Below are 19,459 nucleotides of genomic sequence, written 5' to 3'. Positions count from 1 at the left end.
ACAAAAAAGAAAATAAAGCACGAAAACACAACAAGGTATATAGTGCATGGCTTCCTAACGGCAGCCACGACACCATATACAGACCGTTGTAAAACGTTTTTTAGTTCGGTCGTGGTAAGTTTGGTTCGCCATCAATTTCATCTTCTCCAATCAATAAAACCTCATTTCTTAATTCATAATCTTCGTCTTCCCGAATTGCTCTCAATCTCGGCAATTGGTAATCATCGTTATTAATGGGAAGTCGATTTTGTTCCCTTAATTGTCGAATTTGAGGGTAAATATCTTTCTGCTCTAAATCATCTTGTATCTGTTCAACTACTGGTTGGTCTAGCTCATTAATTAAATTGTCATACCTATTAGAAATTCTGTTTATTAGGTCTCTTTGTTCTTGTTCGGTCAGATTTTCCCGATTACTTTCCAAATGTTGAATATCATCGTAAAGTCTTTTAAGTTTTCCTGGAACTCCTAATCGCCTTTCAACTCTTCCTATAGAATTTGGATTTATATTTGGTTCGTTTGCAATGTCTTCAACAATAAGATTAGTTATTCTCCGATTATCTCTAATTAAATAATCTGCTCCAGCTCTTATCCCTCCGTAAGCTATTAATGCTCCAACTGCAATTTTACCAAAAATCTTAAGTCTTGATTTTAATGAGCCTTCTTCAGTTTCAACTATGAAATAAAATTCTTCATAAACTAATTCTTTATGATAAAACTCGTTTGCATACTTTTTTCCTTTATGAAGTAGATATCTTTCCAGAGCAATCTTGAATTCTTCATTAGCTTTAAAATCAAACCTAATATAAGTTTGTCCTAATTCATATGTATTTTCTTTATTCATAGGTGGCTCTCAAATGTTTTACAACGGCTCGGCTCGTATGTTTAGGGGCAAATAATCAATTATTGATAAATATAGTAGTTTCCCAATTATTAATAAGAGCTAGAATAGAAGGGACAGAGAGGTCTCGGCTAGATACATCCAATGATATCGTTTCATAGAAATCCCGCCCTTCTATAATCTTCTTGGAATCCGGACAGTACCTAGGCCCTGTTCATGGAGGCCGAATCAAATGCGAGCAAGGATGGCAAAGAGGATTGTAGCCTAAAAAATGATGTTATGGCAAAACGGTTGAAACAAAGTCTGGGCATCGATGTTTCCAAATTGAGTTTATCCTTATCCCTCGGGTTCCTAACGGATAAGCTGGAGAAGGAATTCATGTCACATCCTGATGTGCCCAATGACCTATCGGGTTACAGGGAACTTTTAAAATGGTTGAAGAGATCGGTTGATGGCCCTGTTGAGCTAGTTGTCGTCATGGAGGCCACGGGAGTATACCACCAGGGTATCGCCCATTATCTGTACTCACATGGCTATACGGTCTGTGTAATGCAGTCCGGTCGGGTAAAGCGCTATGCCCAGAGTCTGGACCAGCGTTCGAAAACGGACGCCCTGGACAGCAAAATGCTCAGTATGCTGGGTATTGAAAGAAGTATTCGTCCTTGGCGGCCGCCCAGTGAAGAATTACAGGAGCTAAAGGCATTGAGCAGGGAGCGCAGTTCCTTGTTAAAGGACAGGGTTACGGAGACCAACCGTCAAGGGGCCATCGATTCGGGTGTCCATGGTAGTACCAAGGCCGTAAAACGGCACAGGGACCGACTCAAGCTTCTCAACGGCCAAATAGAAATGATAGAGGCGGAGATGAAAGAGATCGTATCAAAGAACGAAGCACTGGAAAGAAAGATCGGTTTTATAATGAGCATACCTGGGATCTCTTTTATATCGGCAGCAACAGTGGTAGGAGAGACATTGGGCTTTGAGTCGATGACCAATGCAAAACAATTGACAAGTTATGCAGGCTACGATGTCGTATTGCGTGAATCCGGCAATTTCAAGGGAAAGACAGTCATCAGTAAAAAGGGGAACAGCCATATCAGGGCGGTCCTGCACATGCCATCGATGACCTGTGTACGCTGCAACCCGACGTTGAAACGATTCTATAACAGGCTGAAGCCCAACAAAGCAAAACCTTTGGTTGCCTTGATAGCCGTTCAGAGAAAGTTATTGATATTGATGTACACCTTATGGAAAAATGAAGAAGTCTATGATGCGGCCTATGAAACAAAAAAGCAGCAAAAGCATGAAGCCATTGCTGCACAGGATAACAATTTGATAAATCAACTCGTTTCCTAAAATTTTAAGGAAAAAACTTGTTTTTAGACACAGTACCTATGATTTCGTTGCGGACTTTTCCAACGGAAAATGACCGGGAGAAATCGTTCCCTGTTAAGGGTTGGTTGGTTTAAATTTAGCGAAAATGCAGCAATGAATTATAGCCGGTGTTAGCCTACGTTATTTATTTAATTTCCACAGTGCTTTTTCGTAAAGTCCAAGAATTCATCTTGAATGTCCGGATTGTTTATAATTGCTGGAGTTTCATAAATGACCTTGTTATTTCTTAAAATTTCATAAGACCCACTTTTATCAATATTGAACTTCACTACGTCACCACTCCGCACTTTGAACGGTTTTGATTGTGAGTCCGTGAAACTTATTTGTCCTATTGTTGATATATACCCAGTTGAATTTAGTTTGGCAACCACTTGATTTCTAAAAACAAGTTCTTTTTCTCCCTGAATGTTAAAATCCAGTTTTTCCAAACATAGAAAAGCAGCGCCCTTTCCAATCTCATTAATCGATATTACTCTTCCTTCGAAAAAATAATTTGTTTCCTCGAGAAGGTTTTGAAACTCCAACCGTGCCTTTTTTCCATTTTCCATTCGCGTTTTAATCGAGAAGAAAACAAAAACCGAGAATAACAGAAAAGCAGAGAAAATTAAAATAATTTGTTTCAAAACTTTTTTCATAATGTAGGCTAACGGTTCGGCTAAGCGTAGTGCGGAGGAAAGAAGACATTTCGTTTCCGTCTGAGCACGAAGCTGAAGCTTATTGTTTTGCTTTATTTTTTTGTTCCAAAGCTAAATCCGTAAGATTTAGCGACATCATAAATATACCCAGACCTTTCGGTTAAGCCCTTAACTCCGCATTACGTTTAGGTTTTGTTGTATGCAATTTTTTATTGATGTATTGGTTCATTTTCCATTACATGAAATGTCAGATCTGGCTTTTGTCCATCGTATAAAAACAAGTTTGTTGAATCTTTGATTCCACCAAATATTTTGTCCAATTCCACTCTGCCTAAAGAGTCAGCGGGTTTTTCATAACCATACGATAAGAAAATCCATTTATCTTTATCAAACTCCACTTTTTCTATTCGTTTTAAGTCCGAATTATTAACTTCAAAAATAACTTTGTGCTGACCTTTAATCAGCTTTTTATGTTCGATGTATTGTAAATCAGGTGCGATGTTTGTGTATTCGGCATCTTGGTCAAATATCGTATCATTATCTATTATTAGCCGGAGAGGGATTTCAGTTTGGTCCTTACTAGTATTAGAGATGTAAAAAATCCCATTAACTTTTGATTCGCACCCATAAAGTGAAATCAATAATATAATATTTAGTAGATTTTTCATGGCTCAAATTGCATACAACGGTTAGGCTAGGATTTCGTTGTGGACATTTCCGGCAGGAAACTGTTCGCCCGAAATCAAACCTTGGCTTGAAGTTAAGGATTTCCGTTTAGGAAATCCGCCCACAATGAATTATAGCCCGTGTTGTGTATAGTTTTTTAAGTCATACTTCGTTTTTCTCCTTTCCAGCAAACAATGACCAAAACACCAATTAGAAAAACCTGTATAGGCAAAGAAATATGCAAAATGTTCTGCCAAAGTTTAATTGTATTCTCGTCCAGAGAATTCGTTTCGTTAATCCAATTAATTTTGAGTGTTAAATAAGTCACCTGAACAATAAAAAACGAATTAAAGAATACCAAGATTTTATTAGAATTTCGGTTTTCTAATCTGTCCAAAATGATTTTGATAAGAAATACTATAAAAAATATCAGAGGCAGGTAGGTGAAAAAGATGTAGAAGTTTGGAGCATTTATAGAATTCCCGAGTATGAAAATTCGAGTTTTGTCCATCAGTCCACTATTTTCAAATCCAACCGTTAGAAAATAGCAAATCAAAAAAATCAGGAGAGATATTAACGTCCAGAACCAATTCCGTTTCCACATCTTATTTTCAAAATTATACACAACGGTTCGGCTAAGCGTAGTGCGGAGGCAAAGAAACTTTTCGTTTCCGTCTGCGCACGAAGCTAAAGCTTATTGTTTAGATTTATTTTTTCTTGTCCAAAGCTAAATCCATAAGATTTAGCGGCATTATAAATAAACACAGACCTTTCGATTTAGCCCTAAAGTCCGCATTACTTTTAGGTTTTGTTGTGATTAGTGTTTTCTCCGTCTGTAAATATGTCCTTGTATTTTTCCTCAATTATTTTATCAATATCGTTATTAGCAAAAGTGATTTTCATTTTTTCCTCTACTTCTGGACTAAGCTTTGTTATTTCAACAAATATTGGAGTGAACAATTTTATTCTGAATATAGCTATTTGCAGATTCCTTTCAGCTTTATTTTTATTAATGCATTCAGAAGGCATTATGAAATCATCATTTTGCCAATCAACATAAATACTTGAATTTTTGAATTCGTTAGTTTTTTCAATTCCTGAAAAAAGCGTTCTATTATCAACTCCTTTTTCCGCTAGCTCCTCGCCAAATAAATGATGCGTAGTTGCTCTATCTCCGATTATTTTTGCTTTATGACTTCGAAAGCGCCTTCTTATCTTTTTCCAATCTACTTTCTCTCCAATAATAAAATTTACCAATGGTCTATATAGAATAAAGCATTTAGCTAACTCTTCGCGCGCCAAATGAGATAAAGAATATGAGCGAGCATACATTTTATTTTCACATAACAATTCCGATTCATCACATAATTCTTGAGCATTACGCAAAGTCTTTAGTATTCCTTCTGCAAGTTTTTCCTTTTTTCCCAACGACGGTTTATATAGTTTTTTACATTAATCACAACGCTTTAGCTATGAACAGTACGGAAGCAAACAGGCGACTACTTTCCACCGCGCACATAGCAAAATCTTTTGGTTTTGTTTTTTCTTTTTTTTGTCAAAGCGAAATCCCAAAGATTTTGCGGGCATCATAAAAATACGCAGACCCTGCGAATATCCAGAAGCCCGTATTGTTTATAGGTTTTGTTGTGAGCAGTATTTTTTGAAACGCAATGTTTTTAGCGCTTCAATAAATTCAGCTTGAGTTCTATCTTTCAAATACCATCCATAAAAGCTAATTCCAATTTTATTAGAATTTTCTCTGGTGCCAGTTAAACTATCGATATATATTCCAGAAGCCCCGAATCCTTCATTTCTTGGTGTAATGACCTTAGCTTTGAAGCAATCTATTGAATCCAGTACATATTCATATTGTAGATATTTTTGGAAGTCAATTCCACCATGAAGGCTGTCAACAATTAAGTGATTCGTTTTGGGTAGAAGTTTTAATTCCTTTTTGGTTAACTCAGATAATCCAAGTGAATCATAAACCATCGGATAATCGTTTTCAATTAAGTCAAGCGAGTATTTTCCAAGGTCAAATTTAAGAGTATCCTTTTTGTCCGTTATTATTCCTCCAATGTAACTGTCTATTCCCTTTCTCTCATATCTATTCCATTTTTCAGGCACTGTTATTTCAAAAACCTCGAAATCAATAGTCTTGTAATTGCTTTTACAAGCAACTATGAGAATTAGAAATGGTATTACAAATAGTTTTTTCATATTTCTCACAACGGTTTGTATAACCGAAGTTACGGTATTTAGTTGGTAGCGTTAGAATTAAGTACAGGTTTTAGCAATTCGCGCTGGATTCAGACGTAGTCGAATCCGCCGTAATTGCGGTTATACGTTGTTGTAGTGCGTTTTTATTTTTTCAATTTCTTTATCAGTCAACAAGGTAAGTTCAATTTTTTCTGACTTCCAACTTCCATCGATTTGTTTTCCCACATTGCTTGAGAAAATATCCCATTCTTTGTCAAGAGATTTGCCTAACGTGACAATTACATCTCTTAATTTTTGTCCATTTTTTTCTAAATCTATCATAATCCAATTTCCAATTCCGTAAGCGGTTTTTAAGTCATCTGAAAAGCTTAAATAGTATTTAGGAATATCATTTTCGTAAATCACGTTTTCATTGAACTCTAATTCCAAGAAAGGGAAGAGCGACCGTTCCCGATCAGAATTGGGATAAGGGTTGTTCGGAAAATTTAGGCCCTTTGCTCTAAATTTGGATTTTAAAAGCTAAAGTCTAAAAACTTTGTTAGCGTCTAATTCCCCTCTACAGGTTGGTTGCTATTAACAATTATGGAGGCTTTTCCCGGAAGGAAGACAATAGTTCATTTAATGAGCAATTATCTAACGATAAAACTCTATGCAAATGACAATTACGAATCTAAGGGAAGAGCAAGAGGGTAGCACGCTGGCGCGTGCTACTGATAAGCCATCTCATCGTAAACCCCTTGCATCAATGGGTTTCAGGGTTGTTCAGAATAGAGCTACAAAGGTGTTTTTAATGGAAAAATGCTTTGAGGCCTTGTTTCGTGGGGAATTTTTAATGGAAAACCCGTCTTTTAAGCTATTAGGGGGTAGTGCCATTTATTTTTGAACACCCATCGATAACTCTCAATCAATTTCTTTTTTATTGGTGCTCAAGTCAATCCTACTGACCATTAGTTTGCAGTTCCTTTAGTTCTTGGACCTTTTCCATGAACCGGAGATGGTCAATTTCTATTTCCCTTAAGCGTTGCCCAATCGATGGCTCGATTACATTTCCGTGTGAACATTTATCATCTCGGTTTTTTTGAGGCAATCGGGTTTCACCACCCTCGATACGCATTCTGCAATTTTCATAGTGCCTGTTGAATATGGCCTCCAGACTCCCGATGAAAATTCTCAGTTCCTTTTGGATGGAAATTGTTTGGGCCCTGTCTAACTCGAACTCGTTCCCGTATCGGGCCACGCTATAGGAATGCTCCAATAACAACAAAAGTTCGTTGTTCTCCATATCCGTGGTCTTGGGGAAGGGGCGTAGGGTAGGGAAGTACCTTTGGCAGTAGTTGATGTGGCTGATGATGCTATGGGTCACCCTGGCCTTCCCCATGCAGATACGCTCCAAGAAACGGAACCCCAGTTCAAAGGCCTGGTGCATGTTGAAGGTGGCGATGGCATGATTTCCCTCCCTGATAAGTATATCCGCCGTATGGGCGAAGGTTCCCACCTTCTCCATTTCGGAAGCCTGGTAGCGGATCGCTCTTTTAAGGATATTCCCCAGGTTCATCTCTGGATAGTCCAACAGATTGCCGCCCTCGGAACGCACATGAACGGTATGGCCAAGGCAGCAATGCTCCAAAAAATAGAGGGAGCCACGGGAAAGGGCTATCTCCGATTGTTCCTCTGTATAGATGCGTATCCGAAGTTTTGGATGGCTCTTGCCCAGTCTAGATAACCAGGATAGGACTTCATGGGGAATGGGATTGTTATCTATATCGGCAATGAAGGTGAGGATATGGTACGATAAATAACCTTCCCTTTGTTCCTGGGAGAGAAAGATGGCATCGATGGTGATCACGTTCAGTATGCTATCTATGAGCTTGGAGAGTTCCTCCTTTTCTGTGTAGTTTTCCGGAATGTTCTTATAGTATTGCATGGCATTGTCAATTAAGGGGTTATAGATTTAAATCCCATATTAAGTCCATGTTCCTATGTACCCCACCAAGTGGGGTTGTATTTTATCGGAAGCGATTTGTAAATTACAATCGGATTATTGTGGGAAACACCCTATATTTGGTATATGGAGACAAAGACCAGGAACAACCATATCGGAAGGAAGATCAGCAGGATCCGTGAGCTACGGGGAATGAAACAGGAAACCTTGGCCGAACAGTTGGGCATCAGCCAACAAGCTATATCTAATATTGAGAACAGTGAAAAGGTAGAGGATGTGAAGCTGGAGGAGATTGCGTCTATTCTAGGAGTAACGAAAGAAGGTATTGAGAATTTCTCGGAGGAAGCTGTATTTAATATAATCAACAATACTTTTAAGGATAACAGTTCCAATAACAACAATTATCTCTGTACTATCAATCCAATTGAGAAAATAATCGAACTATATGAGCGTCTTGTCCAAGCGGAAAAGGATAAGGTTGCTTATCTAGAAAAACTACTCGATAAAAAATAATTCCGCCTCGCCCAGTAAATTAGTTTCGGTAAGATTTGGGCTTGCAGCACTTCGCTTTGCTTCGTTCGCTTTTTTTGTATATAGTTTGTTATTAAAAACGGAATTCCATTTTGATATGTAATTCTAAATACCGCAACGGGATAGGAGCACCTTCAACAAAACATATATGTCGATAAAAATATAAAATATCGACATATATTTGTGTTATGTCGAAATCATCGACATAGTTTTATCCATATGTCGAAACCATGTACAATCCCAAAGAAGCATATAACGAATTACCCCTTTTGCCACCCCAAAAAGAGCTTGAAACCAAAACGGTCCTGAAGCAAGCCATTTCTGCAACAAGAGTATTGGCAGAACTAAAGGGTAGGGCCAATGAAATTCCAAATCAGTCAATGCTGGTCAATGCGATTACCTTACAAGAGGCCAAGGATAGTTCGGAGATTGAAAACATCGTAACAACCCAGGACAGTTTATATCAGGCTTTTACCGCCAACACAAATATTACCGATGCCCAAACCAAGGAAGTTTTGAGATATAGACAGGCATTATGGGAAGGGTATAACAATCTGGACAAGCGCCCCTTGGCGACCAATACTTTTATTTCCATTGTACAGACTATAAAAGAAAACGATGCAGGGATACGAAAAACAACAGGAACCAGGATTACGAACAATGGTAAAACAATCTATACACCTCCGGAGGGGGAAAAAACAATCAGGGATTTACTTAAAAATTTAGAGGATTTCATACACGCAGATGATGGATTGGATGGTTTGGTAAAATTGGCCGTCATGCACTACCAGTTTGAGGCCATACACCCTTTTCCGGACGGTAATGGCAGGACTGGCCGTGTTCTGAACATTTTGTTTTTGGTCGAAAAGGGACTGTTGGATGCGCCTATCCTGTATTTGAGCAAATATATCATCGACAATAAGAATAAGTATTATAAAAGCCTTCGAAGGGTCACTGAAAATCATGATTGGGAGGAATGGATATTGTTCATGTTGAAAGGGATTGAAGTAACAGGTGTTTATACCTTGGACAAAATAAACACCATAAATGCCTTAATGCAGGAAACCATAGCTTTTGCAAAGGAAAAATTACCTGCACGGGTCTATTCCAAAGAACTTATAGAATTGTTGTTTGAACAACCGTACTGCAAAGTAAAGTTCATTGTGGACAAAGGAATCGCAAAAAGACAGACCGCAGCTGAATATTTACAGGAATTGGAGAAAATAGGTATTCTAAAATCCCAAAAAGTAGGTGTGGAGAATCTGTACTTGAACGTGAACTTATTTGAAGTCTTAAGGGAATGATTAAAAGAGTATGGTAAACCTCCCATAAGTAATACTTCTGAAGGTGCCAATTTGAACACAGTTCCAGGCTTCGGTTAAATGGTTTGAATTAAGTTATGAATAATTGATTTTCAATTTTTATAACTTAACGAATGAGCAACCAACCCCGATTAAATAAAAACTATTCTAATTTTTTTGTTTAGGACCAGAACCCAATTTCGCCCGAAGAATTTTCATATCCTTACTAATTTTATTGTCCAGAACTCTGGCATATATCTGTGTGGTGGCTATTTTGGTATGTCCCAAAAGTTTGGATACCGTTTCTATGGGTACCCCATTTGATAAAGTTACGGTAGTTGCAAAGGTATGTCTTGCCATATGAAAGGTCAGGTTTTTTTTAATACCCACTGCATGGGCTATTTCCTTTAAATAAAGATTGATTTTTTCGTTGGTGAGAACAGGAAGCAGTGTTCCCGATACCATTGTGACCGGGTGTTCTGCATATTTTTCCAAAATTGATTCTGCCTTGTCCAATAATGGGACTTTTACAGGAGTTTTAGTTTTTTGTCTTGTCGTTACGATCCATCTGCTTTCATCGATACCCAAAATTATATTATCCGAAGTTAATTTGACCATATCGGCGTAGCTGATACCTGTATAACAACTAAAAACAAATAGGTCTCTAACCCTCTCAAGTCGCTCCAAAGGAAAAAAATAATTTTCCAAGTTGGACAGCTCATTATCGCTTAAAAATTCACGTTGTTTTTTCTCGAAATTCGGTTTCCACCGAATGAAAGGGTCTTTCTCAATCCATTCCAGGTGATAGGCAAGGGTTATAATCTTACGTAACCTTTGTAGGTGTTTCATAACCGTATTATGGCTCATCGCCTTTGGATGACCGGTCGGATAAAAGCCAATTAGAAATGTCTCGAAATCAGCAATGAATTTATAGTTCAACTGTTTTAAATATATATCGGAGGTTCTGAGTTTTTTGGTAAGAAAACGGTTAACATATTTTTCGGTAATTCCAAAATTTCTGATGGTTCCCGATGCCAAGGTATTTTCTATTTTTCGAGCGTGATATTTTAGAATTTCCTGTAAGGTTTTTGAATTGTTATCTTCACCATTGTATTTCGCTTTGATAAGTTGGGCCGTAATAAGCTCATCTCTATACCTCAATTCCTGATAGACATAGTAAATCCTTGCTCTTACCTGTTCAATATGATGATTGATTTGTTTTGGAACCTCCCCAAGTCCGGAGACCTTCTTGCTTTTGGAATCCCAGTGTGCAATAGGTACCTTTCGTTTTAATCCGATATTGGTGCGTTTACCATTTACGGTTACTCTTACGAACAGCTCTGCATTCCCGTTCTTTGCTCTTGAAGAATTAATCCAAAATAGGATAGAAAAAGTGTGTGATGTTTTCATAGTTGTCATCTTTAAGGTTAAACAATAAGATGAAAGTCAAATCAACTATGGCTTTTCGTTTTGGCCCTTCCGGTCAACAGTGTTGACCGATAAAAATTTTGTTGACCGATTTGTTTTCAAATGAAACCTAATCAAATCAAAGAAAAAGATGGTCCAAAAACCACGAAACCTTGCAATTCATAGATTTTGCAAGGTTTGGCTTTTATTTGGAGTTTCCTCCTAGTGACCTCGGCAGGATTCAAACCTGCAACCTTCTGAGCCGTAATCAGATGCGCTATTCAGTTGCGCCACGAGGCCTTTTTAATGGGGTGCAAATATATTTCTTTTTACTTTTATTGCAAAACGGGAAGCTAAAAATATGGATTTTAAGTCGTACATAAGAGATATAGAGAATTTTCCAAAAGCTGGCGTCATGTTCAAAGACATTACACCTCTTTTGAAAGATGCAAATGCCCTGCAAAAGTCAACTGAAGCATTACTTGACTTGATCGGTGATGTAAAGGTCGATAAAGTAGTGGGTATGGAGAGTAGGGGTTTTTTCTTTGCCCCTTTACTAGCGAGTCATCTAAACGCTGGTTTTGTTCCAGTGCGTAAACCAGGCAAATTGCCCGCCAAAAAGATGAGTCAAAATTATGATTTAGAATATGGTACTGATTCGCTTGAAATACACGAAGATGCTATTAAAAAAGGAGAGAAAGTTCTGGTTCATGACGATGTGTTAGCAACCGGTGGCACAGCCAAAGCAACTTGTGAACTCATAGAAAGATTGGGCGGCGAAATTATACAATGTAATTTTTTGGTCGAGCTTCAATTTTTGAACGGGTCCGGAAAATTGAATAAGTACCACCTAACCTCGTTGGTTCAATATTAGATTAAATAATTCTCTACTTAATCCAAAGCTCTAGTGGTTACAAAATATTTCCAGCCAATTATAGCCAATTGTAGCTTGCTGGCCTTTGACAGGTCAAGTTGTTGCTTGCTGTAAGAGGGTAGCAAAACTTTGTTCATTTTTGCCAAGACTTTAAAAAACTGTTTTTTCATCAGGTCGCTAGTTTACCAAATATAACTACTTAATCGAATAAAATTGAAAGACCGCTCTCTGGCGGTCTTTTATATATAGGCCTATATGAGTGTCAGATTAAATAATGCTAATAATTATTGTTATCAGTAAGACAAGCATTTTGGCAATAGCGATCATTTTTGTTTTTAGGTTTTTCGGGTTAGCCTTCTGTATGAAGGTTGAGTAAATACTACTCGTCAATCGATTGTCTTTTCAAGATATATAAACACAGTGCTATCCTCCTAATCAAAACCTACGATTTTTTAAAAGTGAATACGAAAATGTAACTTAAATAATGATTTATATTTCGATTTTTAATCAAGTCTCTTCGTTTTAAAAATAAATTTTTATTTAAAAAGGTGTTTAAAGTTTCTAATTAAAATAAATGAAGGGGGTTTTTCAAAGACTTTTCAAAAACCTAGGGGCCATCCATTGAAAAAAAGGGCGATTTGTTAAAATCCATTCATAGCCTATTAGGTGGTTTTTGAAATTTAGGCATTTGTCTAGCAAATTTAATTCTTGGGTTATCTTTGCTGTTTTTGAGTTCTTACTTACCCTTTTATGCAAAACATTCTATTTATTATTCTCGGTTTAGGTCTATTGATTGCTGGTGGAAATTGGCTTTTGAAATCGGCGGTCGCTCTTTCTTTGCGTTTGAGTATTCCTAAAATTGTGGTAGGTATGACTGTTGTGTCTTTCGCCACTTCTGCACCCGAATTGATTGTGAGTATCAAATCGGCCCTAGACGGTTTTCCTGATTTGGCTTTGGGTAATGTGGTAGGATCGAATATAGCCAACCTGGGGCTTGTTCTGGGGGTTACGGTTATTTTGGGCAGTATTGATGTCAACCGTAGTTTTTTTAAGACCGATTGGCCGGTAATGATGCTGGCTTCTATATTGTTTTTCGTGTTCATATATTTTGATGGTGTTCTACAGCGGTATGAAGGCCTTATAATGGTGGTTATTCTCTTTCTATTTTTGGTCTACCTGCTTCGTTTTCAGAAGCCGGCTGTGGTTGACGAATTGCCTGAAGATGATATTCCGTTGCCCTTATATAAAACAGTCTTTTTATTGGGTATTGGAGGTGTTGCGCTTTGGGCGGGTTCAGAATTATTGATTAATGGCGCAGTTGGTCTGGCGTCGATTTACGGTGTTAGCGAACGAATTATAGGTGTTACCGTCGTATCGGTGGGTACAAGTATTCCTGAACTGGCTGCCTCCATTATTGCAGTAATTAAGAAGGAAAAAGCTATTTCCGTGGGCAACCTAATAGGGTCGAATATTTTTAATGTTCTGGCAGTTTTAGGCATTACTTCGATGATAACGCCAGTAAAAGTTATGGATCAGGGTTTGTTGCAGAATGATATTTTTTGGATGCTAGGTATTTCCTTTCTTGTTCTTCCCTTGGTATTTTTTCCTAAAGGATTGCGTTTGGGGTGGAGAGATGGTCTGATTCTCGTCGCAGTGTATGCAGCCTTCGTTTATTTTACTATAGGATAAGCTCTTTCTTACCGTCTTATAGAATATCCCTTTACCTGGACAATCGTTATAAATTTTTGATTTATCTATAAAAAGAGAATTAGCTTCTTTCTCATAGAGCTATTGATAGACTTATCTATTTTATGGATTAGACCTTTGGATAAATGAGGAAATGCGTTTTTACAATTTTAAAAAGGGGAGCAATTAGCAATAAGCACAATTGAAAAAGCCCCGATTTAGAATCGAGGCCTTTCACTTATTATGTCAACAATTAAATCTTAAACCTTGGCAGACTTTACAGTCTTAACAATTCTTCCGGCAATCTTATAAGGATCACCATTAGAAGCAGGTCTTCTGTCTTCTAGCCAACCTTTCCAACCGCTTTCTACGGTAGCGATAGGAATACGGATAGAAGCTCCACGGTCAGAAATACCGTAAGAGAAATCGTTAATAGAAGCGGTTTCATGAAGACCGGTCAAACGCTGATCGTTGAACTCGCCATATACTTCGATGTGCTCTTTAACGACTGGTCTAAATGCTTCACATATTTTCTCATAAGTATCTTTGGAACCGGCAGTTCTTAAAGTACTGTTTGAGAAGTTTGCGTGCATACCAGAACCGTTCCAGTCCATATCTTTGCCTAATGGTTTTGGGTGATACTCAATGTAGTAACCGTATTGCTCGGTCAATCTATCTAACATATAACGTGCAACCCAAAGTTCATCTCCAGCTTTTTTGGCTCCTTTTGCAAATAATTGGAATTCCCACTGACCGCAAGCAACCTCTTGGTTGATTCCTTCGAAGTTGATACCCGCAGCGATACACATATCTGCATGTTCTTCAACAATATGACGACCATGAGTATTTTTTCCTCCAACAGAGCAATAGTACATACCTTGTGGCGCAGGGTAGCCACCTCTTGGGAAACCTAATGGAAGGTCGGTAACGGTATCCATGATAAAGTATTCTTGCTCGAAACCGAACCAGAAATCATTGTCATCATCATCTATAGTAGCTCTACCGTTTGAAGGGTGTGGGGTTCCATCAGCGTTCAATACCTCTGTCATTACTAAGAAACCATCTTTTCTTACAGGGTCTGGGAAAATCGCAACTGGTTTTAATAAACAATCTGAAGAACCACCTTCTGCCTGTTTGGTTGAACTTCCGTCAAAAGACCACATTGGGCAGTCTTCCAAGGTTCCACCAAAATCATTTACTACTTTGGTTTTGCTTCTCATGTTCTGCGTGGGGAAGTATCCATCTAGCCAGATATACTCCAATTTTGTTTTGCTCATAATCTAAGGAAGTTAAATTTTTTAATTTTCAGACTAACAAAAATATATTTTTTGTGGAGATATCCTATTTTTAAGGGGGGTAAATATCCAAAAATTGAATAAAATTTATGATACCCCTTTTTTGCAAGGGGTATTTTAAATAATATGGATTATATGCCCTTTTTATTATTAAATCCTTAATTCCTATTTTAGCCCAAAATTAAACTGCCATACATGTCAAAACAACGATTCGCCGCTATAGCTGAAAGCCAACGAAGAAGCCCTCTAAATGTAGACGAAAACGGTAGACGTTCAGAGCTTTACGCAGAAAATGTCTTTAATGATGAGCGAATGCTTCAGTACCTGACCATAGATGCTCTTGACAGTGTTCGAAATGCGATTTTTTCAGGTTCAAAAATCAACCGAAAGGTGGCGGATCAAGTAGCCGAAGCTATGAAAGCGTGGGCTATTTCTATGGGGGCTACACACTATACCCATTGGTTTCAACCCCTCACGGGTGCCACGGCAGAAAAGCATGATGCGTTTTTTGATTTGCTTTCAGATGGCCGCGCCCTCGAGAAATTCGGCGGTGCCCAATTGGTGCAGCAAGAGCCAGATGCCTCTAGCTTTCCCAGTGGTGGAATCAGAAATACATTTGAAGCGCGAGGTTATACGGCGTGGGACCCTACAAGCCCCGCTTTTGTATACGGAACGACCCTTTGTATACCTACCATTTTTGTGTCGTATACGGGTGAGGCCCTGGATAATAAAACCCCTTTGTTAAGGGCCTTGCATGCCATAGATGAGGCTGCAACTGGGGTGGCCAAATATTTTGATAAAAATGTAGTAAAGGTGAACGCTACCCTAGGTTGGGAACAAGAGTATTTTCTGATTGATAGGGCTTTGGCCAATTCTCGCACCGACATTAGCATGACCGGTAGAACTTTAATCGGTAATTCAGCTGCCAAAGGGCAACAACTGGATGATCATTATTTCGGAGTCATACCAAATAGGGCAATAGCCTTTATGAAGGAGCTTGAAAAGGAGTGTCTTTTATTGGGGATTCCCGTAAAAACACGTCATAATGAAGTGGCACCGAACCAATTTGAGTTGGCTCCCGTTTTTGAGGAAGCAAATCTAGCTGTCGACCATAATCTACTTCTCATGGACGTGATGGATAAAATAGCGGCCAAACATAATTTTAAGGTACTTTTTCATGAAAAACCGTTTGCCGGAATCAACGGCTCCGGAAAGCATAACAATTGGTCGCTGACGACTGATACGGGTGTAAATTTGCTGAGTCCGGGTTCAACCCCTATGAAAAACCTTCAGTTTTTGACATTTTTCGTGAATACCATCAAAGCGGTCGATAATTATGAGGAACTTTTACGCTCTTCCATTGCATCGGCCAGCAATGACCATAGGTTGGGGGCCAATGAAGCGCCTCCGGCAATCATTTCGATTTTTATTGGGAAACAGTTGGGCAACGTTCTTGACGAGCTTGAAGGTGTAACGAAAGGTAAATTATCCCCGGAAGAAAAAACGGAACTTAAACTAAATGTGGTCGGTAAGATACCTGAAATTTTACTTGATAATACCGATAGAAACCGTACTTCGCCATTTGCATTTACAGGCAATAAATTTGAAATGCGAGGGGTAGGGGCAAAAACTAATTGTGCCAAGCCCATGACCATTTTGAATACAATCGTGGCCAAACAATTACGCGATTTTAAAAAAGAGGTAGACGCCCTAATTGACAAGAAGAACCTAAAAAAAGACGAGGCCGTATTCAATGTTTTAAGGGAATACATAAAAACATCAAAAAGAATTCGCTTTGATGGTGACGGCTACAGTGATAATTGGGAAAAAGAGGCTAAAAGAAGAAAGCTAAGTAATAACAAGAATACCCCGCAAGCTTTAAAGGTTCTTACCTCAGAAGATAGTCTTTCCCTGTTTCAAACAACCGGTGTATTGAGCGAAACAGAGGTAAAGGCACGTCAAGAAGTAGAGCTTGAGGCTTACATTATGCACGTTCAAATAGAAGCTAGGGTGCTTAAAGAGTTGGTGTACAATCAAGTGGTTCCAACGGCAGTTGAATATCAAAGTAGGTTGATAAAGAATGTGTTAGGTCTTAAAGAGATTTATGGGGCGGCCCATACCGGACTTTCGGATGCACCATCTAGCATTATTGAACAAATCGGAGAAAATATAGCCGAATTGAAAAAAAAGACCGATGCCATGGCGGCGGCTGTGGTCAAGGCCGATAAAATGGCAGACACTTCTAAAAAAGCTTCCGCTTATTGTGATAACGTTTTGAGTTACTTCGAAAGTATTCGTGAGCACTGTGATCTACTTGAACAATTGGTCGATGATCGCTTATGGCCCTTGACCAAATATAGAGAGCTTCTTTTTATTAGGTAACAATCCCAGCATAGCGTTTATTGAAAGAAAACCTCAACGTCAAAGTTTTATATCTAGGTAGGTCTTTATAATGTGAATAACGTATTTTTGCGCCAAATACCGATCAGAATGAGTTCTTCAACCAGTGAGAGATACAGCCAAAGAGGAGTTTCGGCTTCAAAAGAAGATGTGCACAATGCCATTAAGAATATCGATAAAGGCCTTTTCCCTAAGGCATTTTGCAAGATTGTACCCGATTATCTAACAAATGATCCTGAATATTGCTTGGTAATGCATGCCGATGGCGCAGGTACTAAATCTTCTTTGGCGTACATGTATTGGAAAGAAACGGGTGATATTTCGGTATGGAAGGGGATTGCCCAAGACGCATTGGTTATGAACATCGACGACCTTATTTGTGTGGGGGCGACTGATGATATTATGCTCTCTTCGACTATTGGCAGGAACAAGAATCTGATTCCCGGAGAGGTTATTTCCTCTATTATTAATGGAACTGAAGAACTGATTTCCGATTTGGGCGAGCACGGTATTACCATTCGTTCCACTGGAGGGGAAACAGCCGATGTTGGTGATTTGGTTCGTACAATCATCGTCGATTCTACGGTCACAGCTCGAATGAGAAGAGACAAGGTAATTGATAATGCGAACATAGCAGAAGGTGATGTAATAGTTGGTCTGGCGTCTTTTGGGCTTGCGAATTACGAAAGTGAATACAACGGAGGTATGGGCAGTAACGGACTAACTTCTGCGAGGCATGATGTGTTCGCCAAATACTTGGCTGAGAAGTATCCTGAAAGTTATGATGCTGCCGTACCTAATGATTTGGTTTATTCGGGAGGAATGAAATTGACCGATACTATAGAGGGGGTTCCTCTTGATGCCGGTAAGTTGGTTCTTTCGCCTACACGAACTTATGCTCCTATCGTTAAGCAGATATTGCAACAGTTTACTTCTGATGAAATTCACGGTATGGTGCATTGCAGCGGAGGTGCCCAAACTAAAATTCTTCATTTTATAGAAGATGATCTGCACATAATCAAAGATAATTTGTTTCCAATCCCTCCTCTATTCAGAATGATTCAGGAAGAGTCAAAGACCGATTGGAAAGAAATGTATCAAGTCTTTAACTGCGGCCATCGATTAGAGGTGTATGTAAAACCCGAAATTGCAGACACCATCATCGCAACTTCAAAAAGTTTTGGAGTAGAGGCCCAGGTTGTAGGTCGTGTAGAGGCTAGCGATTCAAAGAAGCTTACAATTGAAAGTGAGCATGGGGTATTCGTTTATTGATCATACGATTCCCCTAAATACTGCGTTTTTCTATTGTAATGTATTCTTATTGCTATGGAAAGAAAACAGTTTTTAAAAAGTATAGGCTCTGCAGCTGCCTTTGCAGTGGTCTTCCCTTGTTTACATGGTTGTTCAAGTGATGAGGTGAGTGATAATGAAGGTGGAAACCTTGAAGTGCCTACCGGAGTCGATTTCACCATAGATTTAGAAGCTTCAGAAAATGCGGCATTGGCCAACGAGGGCGGGTATGTGCTTAGAAATTCCGTAGTGGTCGCCAGAAATCTCGAAGGAGAGTTTGTGGCCGGCAGCCAGGTCTGTAGTCATCAAGGCTATGATGAGGTGCGATTTACTTCTCATGATGGTGGTATTTTCTATTGCGACGTACACGGTTCGAGGTTCGAACAAAATGGTACCCCTATCAATCAGGTCGATAGTGCCCAACCGAGACCGCTCAAGATCTTTAATGTTGAGCAGAACGGTAACATTCTTCGTATATTTGAATAAATGGCACGGTTTTGACTGTGGTTAGGTCATGAGAATCATTCTTTTTCTATTTTCCGTGTTTTTTGGTGTGCAACTATTTGCACAGGATTGGCAGTCGAATTTTGCTCAAACACTACAGAGGGCAAAGGTAGAATCTAAGCCAGTAATTCTCATTTTTGCCGGTTCTGACTGGTGTGCCCCTTGTATCAAATTAGAGAAATCAATTTGGCAATCTGATGAGTTCGTTGCTTACTCGCAAGAGAATTTATTGTTGTATAAAGCTGATTTTCCAAGAAAAAAAGCCAATAAATTGTCGGCCCAAAAGCAGAAAGAAAATGATGCTTTGGCCGAGAAATACAATTCGAAAGGCTATTTCCCTTTGGTGGTGGCTCTTGATTCAGAAGGTCATGTTCTCGGGAAGATGGGGTATGAGAATGTTTCTGCAAATGAGTACGTAGGGTTGCTAAAGAAATATTTCGAATGAGGTTGTTTTGCTACATATCGCTCGTTGCTGTTT

At 38.8% G+C, this 19,459-nt stretch carries 20 protein-coding genes and 1 tRNA gene; 10 read left to right on the top strand and 11 right to left on the bottom strand.

All coding sequences use genetic code 11. The annotated features are described in order from the left end of the window. Positions 1 to 100 precede the first annotated feature (100 nt). On the bottom strand, positions 101 to 841 hold the full coding sequence (locus D1013_RS16270; protein ID WP_121849835.1) for a hypothetical protein: 741 nt from the start codon (positions 839 to 841) through the stop codon (positions 101 to 103). A gap of 213 nt (positions 842 to 1,054) precedes the next feature. Here D1013_RS16270 and D1013_RS16265 point away from each other — a divergent pair, with 213 nt between their 5' ends. Next, positions 1,055 to 2,191: an IS110 family RNA-guided transposase gene (locus D1013_RS16265; protein ID WP_121849366.1), complete on the top strand. Its 1,137-nt coding sequence runs from the start codon at positions 1,055 to 1,057 to the stop codon at positions 2,189 to 2,191. A 167-nt stretch (positions 2,192 to 2,358) separates the two neighbouring features. On the opposite strand, the gene D1013_RS16260 is transcribed toward D1013_RS16265, so the two are convergent. From D1013_RS16260 to D1013_RS16235, 5 genes are all read right to left on the bottom strand, one after another. Beyond that, on the bottom strand, positions 2,359 to 2,865 hold the full coding sequence (locus D1013_RS16260) for a hypothetical protein (protein ID WP_121849834.1): 507 nt from the start codon (positions 2,863 to 2,865) through the stop codon (positions 2,359 to 2,361). A gap of 209 nt (positions 2,866 to 3,074) precedes the next feature. Continuing rightward, positions 3,075 to 3,533, bottom strand: a complete 459-nt coding sequence (locus D1013_RS16255) for a hypothetical protein (RefSeq protein WP_121849833.1) — start codon at positions 3,531 to 3,533, stop codon at positions 3,075 to 3,077. A gap of 799 nt (positions 3,534 to 4,332) precedes the next feature. Next, complete coding sequence (locus D1013_RS16245) at positions 4,333 to 4,959, bottom strand: AbiV family abortive infection protein (RefSeq protein ID WP_121849831.1); 627 nt, start codon at positions 4,957 to 4,959, stop codon at positions 4,333 to 4,335. 204 nt (positions 4,960 to 5,163) lie between these two features. Next, positions 5,164 to 5,751 carry a hypothetical protein gene (locus D1013_RS16240; RefSeq protein WP_121849830.1) on the bottom strand — a complete coding sequence of 196 codons (588 nt, stop codon included), beginning with the start codon at positions 5,749 to 5,751 and terminating at the stop codon, positions 5,164 to 5,166. A 120-nt stretch (positions 5,752 to 5,871) separates the two neighbouring features. After that, entirely contained in the window at positions 5,872 to 6,156 is a 285-nt protein-coding gene (locus D1013_RS16235) for a hypothetical protein (RefSeq protein ID WP_162987933.1), read from the bottom strand. A gap of 250 nt (positions 6,157 to 6,406) precedes the next feature. On the opposite strand from D1013_RS16235, the gene D1013_RS16230 reads away from it, so the two are divergent. Next, on the top strand, positions 6,407 to 6,634 hold the full coding sequence (locus tag D1013_RS16230) for a hypothetical protein (RefSeq protein ID WP_162987932.1): 228 nt from the start codon (positions 6,407 to 6,409) through the stop codon (positions 6,632 to 6,634). A gap of 54 nt (positions 6,635 to 6,688) precedes the next feature. On the opposite strand, the gene D1013_RS16225 is transcribed toward D1013_RS16230, so the two are convergent. Continuing rightward, complete coding sequence (locus tag D1013_RS16225) at positions 6,689 to 7,345, bottom strand: HEPN domain-containing protein (RefSeq protein WP_162987931.1); 657 nt, start codon at positions 7,343 to 7,345, stop codon at positions 6,689 to 6,691. A 474-nt stretch (positions 7,346 to 7,819) separates the two neighbouring features. On the opposite strand from D1013_RS16225, the gene D1013_RS16220 reads away from it, so the two are divergent. Then, a complete protein-coding gene (locus D1013_RS16220) occupies positions 7,820 to 8,206 on the top strand; it encodes a helix-turn-helix domain-containing protein (RefSeq protein ID WP_121849826.1) in 387 nt (128 codons plus the stop codon). Positions 8,207 to 8,454: 248 nt separating this feature from the next. Then, a complete protein-coding gene (locus D1013_RS16215) occupies positions 8,455 to 9,528 on the top strand; it encodes a Fic family protein (RefSeq protein WP_121849825.1) in 1,074 nt (357 codons plus the stop codon). Positions 9,529 to 9,693: 165 nt separating this feature from the next. Here the strand turns inward: D1013_RS16215 and D1013_RS16210 are convergent, their stop codons facing one another. Together D1013_RS16210 and D1013_RS16205 are read right to left on the bottom strand one after the other, a co-directional pair. Beyond that, complete coding sequence (locus D1013_RS16210; RefSeq protein ID WP_121850769.1) at positions 9,694 to 10,935, bottom strand: site-specific integrase; 1,242 nt, start codon at positions 10,933 to 10,935, stop codon at positions 9,694 to 9,696. Positions 10,936 to 11,158: 223 nt separating this feature from the next. Then, positions 11,159 to 11,232 (bottom strand) — tRNA-Arg (locus D1013_RS16205). 61 nt (positions 11,233 to 11,293) lie between these two features. Between D1013_RS16205 and D1013_RS16200 the strand changes: the two genes are divergently transcribed. After that, a complete protein-coding gene (locus D1013_RS16200) occupies positions 11,294 to 11,806 on the top strand; it encodes an adenine phosphoribosyltransferase (RefSeq protein WP_121849824.1) in 513 nt (170 codons plus the stop codon). A 17-nt stretch (positions 11,807 to 11,823) separates the two neighbouring features. Here the strand turns inward: D1013_RS16200 and D1013_RS16195 are convergent, their stop codons facing one another. Continuing rightward, the gene (locus tag D1013_RS16195) at positions 11,824 to 11,976 is read right to left on the bottom strand and encodes an SsrA-binding protein (protein WP_121849823.1); all 153 of its coding nucleotides are present in this window, start codon (positions 11,974 to 11,976) and stop codon (positions 11,824 to 11,826) included. A gap of 580 nt (positions 11,977 to 12,556) precedes the next feature. Between D1013_RS16195 and D1013_RS16190 the strand changes: the two genes are divergently transcribed. After that, positions 12,557 to 13,495 carry a calcium/sodium antiporter gene (locus D1013_RS16190; protein ID WP_121849822.1) on the top strand — a complete coding sequence of 313 codons (939 nt, stop codon included), beginning with the start codon at positions 12,557 to 12,559 and terminating at the stop codon, positions 13,493 to 13,495. Between the two features lie 257 nt (positions 13,496 to 13,752). On the opposite strand, the gene D1013_RS16185 is transcribed toward D1013_RS16190, so the two are convergent. After that, a complete protein-coding gene (locus D1013_RS16185) occupies positions 13,753 to 14,769 on the bottom strand; it encodes a glutamine synthetase beta-grasp domain-containing protein (protein ID WP_121849821.1) in 1,017 nt (338 codons plus the stop codon). 213 nt (positions 14,770 to 14,982) lie between these two features. Here D1013_RS16185 and D1013_RS16180 point away from each other — a divergent pair, with 213 nt between their 5' ends. From D1013_RS16180 to D1013_RS16165, 4 genes are all read left to right on the top strand, one after another. After that, the gene (locus D1013_RS16180; protein ID WP_121849820.1) at positions 14,983 to 17,169 is read left to right on the top strand and encodes a glutamine synthetase III family protein; all 2,187 of its coding nucleotides are present in this window, start codon (positions 14,983 to 14,985) and stop codon (positions 17,167 to 17,169) included. A 108-nt stretch (positions 17,170 to 17,277) separates the two neighbouring features. Continuing rightward, positions 17,278 to 18,459 carry an AIR synthase related protein gene (locus D1013_RS16175; RefSeq protein ID WP_121849819.1) on the top strand — a complete coding sequence of 394 codons (1,182 nt, stop codon included), beginning with the start codon at positions 17,278 to 17,280 and terminating at the stop codon, positions 18,457 to 18,459. A gap of 54 nt (positions 18,460 to 18,513) precedes the next feature. Continuing rightward, on the top strand, positions 18,514 to 18,963 hold the full coding sequence (locus D1013_RS16170; RefSeq protein WP_121849818.1) for a QcrA and Rieske domain-containing protein: 450 nt from the start codon (positions 18,514 to 18,516) through the stop codon (positions 18,961 to 18,963). 28 nt (positions 18,964 to 18,991) lie between these two features. Further along, on the top strand, positions 18,992 to 19,426 hold the full coding sequence (locus tag D1013_RS16165) for a thioredoxin family protein (protein ID WP_121849817.1): 435 nt from the start codon (positions 18,992 to 18,994) through the stop codon (positions 19,424 to 19,426). The last annotated feature ends 33 nt before the right edge of the window (positions 19,427 to 19,459 follow it).

Source organism: Euzebyella marina (assembly GCF_003687485.1).
Lineage (GTDB): Bacteria > Bacteroidota > Bacteroidia > Flavobacteriales > Flavobacteriaceae > Euzebyella > Euzebyella marina.
The sequence above is the reverse complement of the archived record's forward strand: the minus strand, read 5'-3'. Positions and strand labels throughout refer to the sequence as shown.

Excerpts from the sequence above, each read along its gene's own strand:
- D1013_RS16165 (WP_121849817.1), top strand. The coding sequence starts at position 18,992 with ATGAGAATCATTCTTTTTCTATTTTCCGTGTTTTTTGGTGTGCAACTA.
- D1013_RS16270 (WP_121849835.1), bottom strand. The coding sequence starts at position 841 with ATGAATAAAGAAAATACATATGAATTAGGACAAACTTATATTAGGTTT.
- D1013_RS16190 (WP_121849822.1), top strand. The coding sequence starts at position 12,557 with ATGCAAAACATTCTATTTATTATTCTCGGTTTAGGTCTATTGATTGCT.
- D1013_RS16195 (WP_121849823.1), bottom strand. The coding sequence starts at position 11,976 with ATGAAAAAACAGTTTTTTAAAGTCTTGGCAAAAATGAACAAAGTTTTG.
- D1013_RS16175 (WP_121849819.1), top strand. The coding sequence starts at position 17,278 with ATGAGTTCTTCAACCAGTGAGAGATACAGCCAAAGAGGAGTTTCGGCT.
- D1013_RS16260 (WP_121849834.1), bottom strand. The coding sequence starts at position 2,865 with ATGAAAAAAGTTTTGAAACAAATTATTTTAATTTTCTCTGCTTTTCTG.
- D1013_RS16170 (WP_121849818.1), top strand. The coding sequence starts at position 18,514 with ATGGAAAGAAAACAGTTTTTAAAAAGTATAGGCTCTGCAGCTGCCTTT.
- D1013_RS16210 (WP_121850769.1), bottom strand. The coding sequence starts at position 10,935 with ATGAAAACATCACACACTTTTTCTATCCTATTTTGGATTAATTCTTCA.
- D1013_RS16255 (WP_121849833.1), bottom strand. The coding sequence starts at position 3,533 with ATGAAAAATCTACTAAATATTATATTATTGATTTCACTTTATGGGTGC.
- D1013_RS16180 (WP_121849820.1), top strand. The coding sequence starts at position 14,983 with ATGTCAAAACAACGATTCGCCGCTATAGCTGAAAGCCAACGAAGAAGC.
- D1013_RS16185 (WP_121849821.1), bottom strand. The coding sequence starts at position 14,769 with ATGAGCAAAACAAAATTGGAGTATATCTGGCTAGATGGATACTTCCCC.
- D1013_RS16230 (WP_162987932.1), top strand. The coding sequence starts at position 6,407 with ATGACAATTACGAATCTAAGGGAAGAGCAAGAGGGTAGCACGCTGGCG.
- D1013_RS16240 (WP_121849830.1), bottom strand. The coding sequence starts at position 5,751 with ATGAAAAAACTATTTGTAATACCATTTCTAATTCTCATAGTTGCTTGT.
- D1013_RS16200 (WP_121849824.1), top strand. The coding sequence starts at position 11,294 with ATGGATTTTAAGTCGTACATAAGAGATATAGAGAATTTTCCAAAAGCT.
- D1013_RS16265 (WP_121849366.1), top strand. The coding sequence starts at position 1,055 with ATGGAGGCCGAATCAAATGCGAGCAAGGATGGCAAAGAGGATTGTAGC.
- D1013_RS16220 (WP_121849826.1), top strand. The coding sequence starts at position 7,820 with ATGGAGACAAAGACCAGGAACAACCATATCGGAAGGAAGATCAGCAGG.
- D1013_RS16215 (WP_121849825.1), top strand. The coding sequence starts at position 8,455 with ATGTACAATCCCAAAGAAGCATATAACGAATTACCCCTTTTGCCACCC.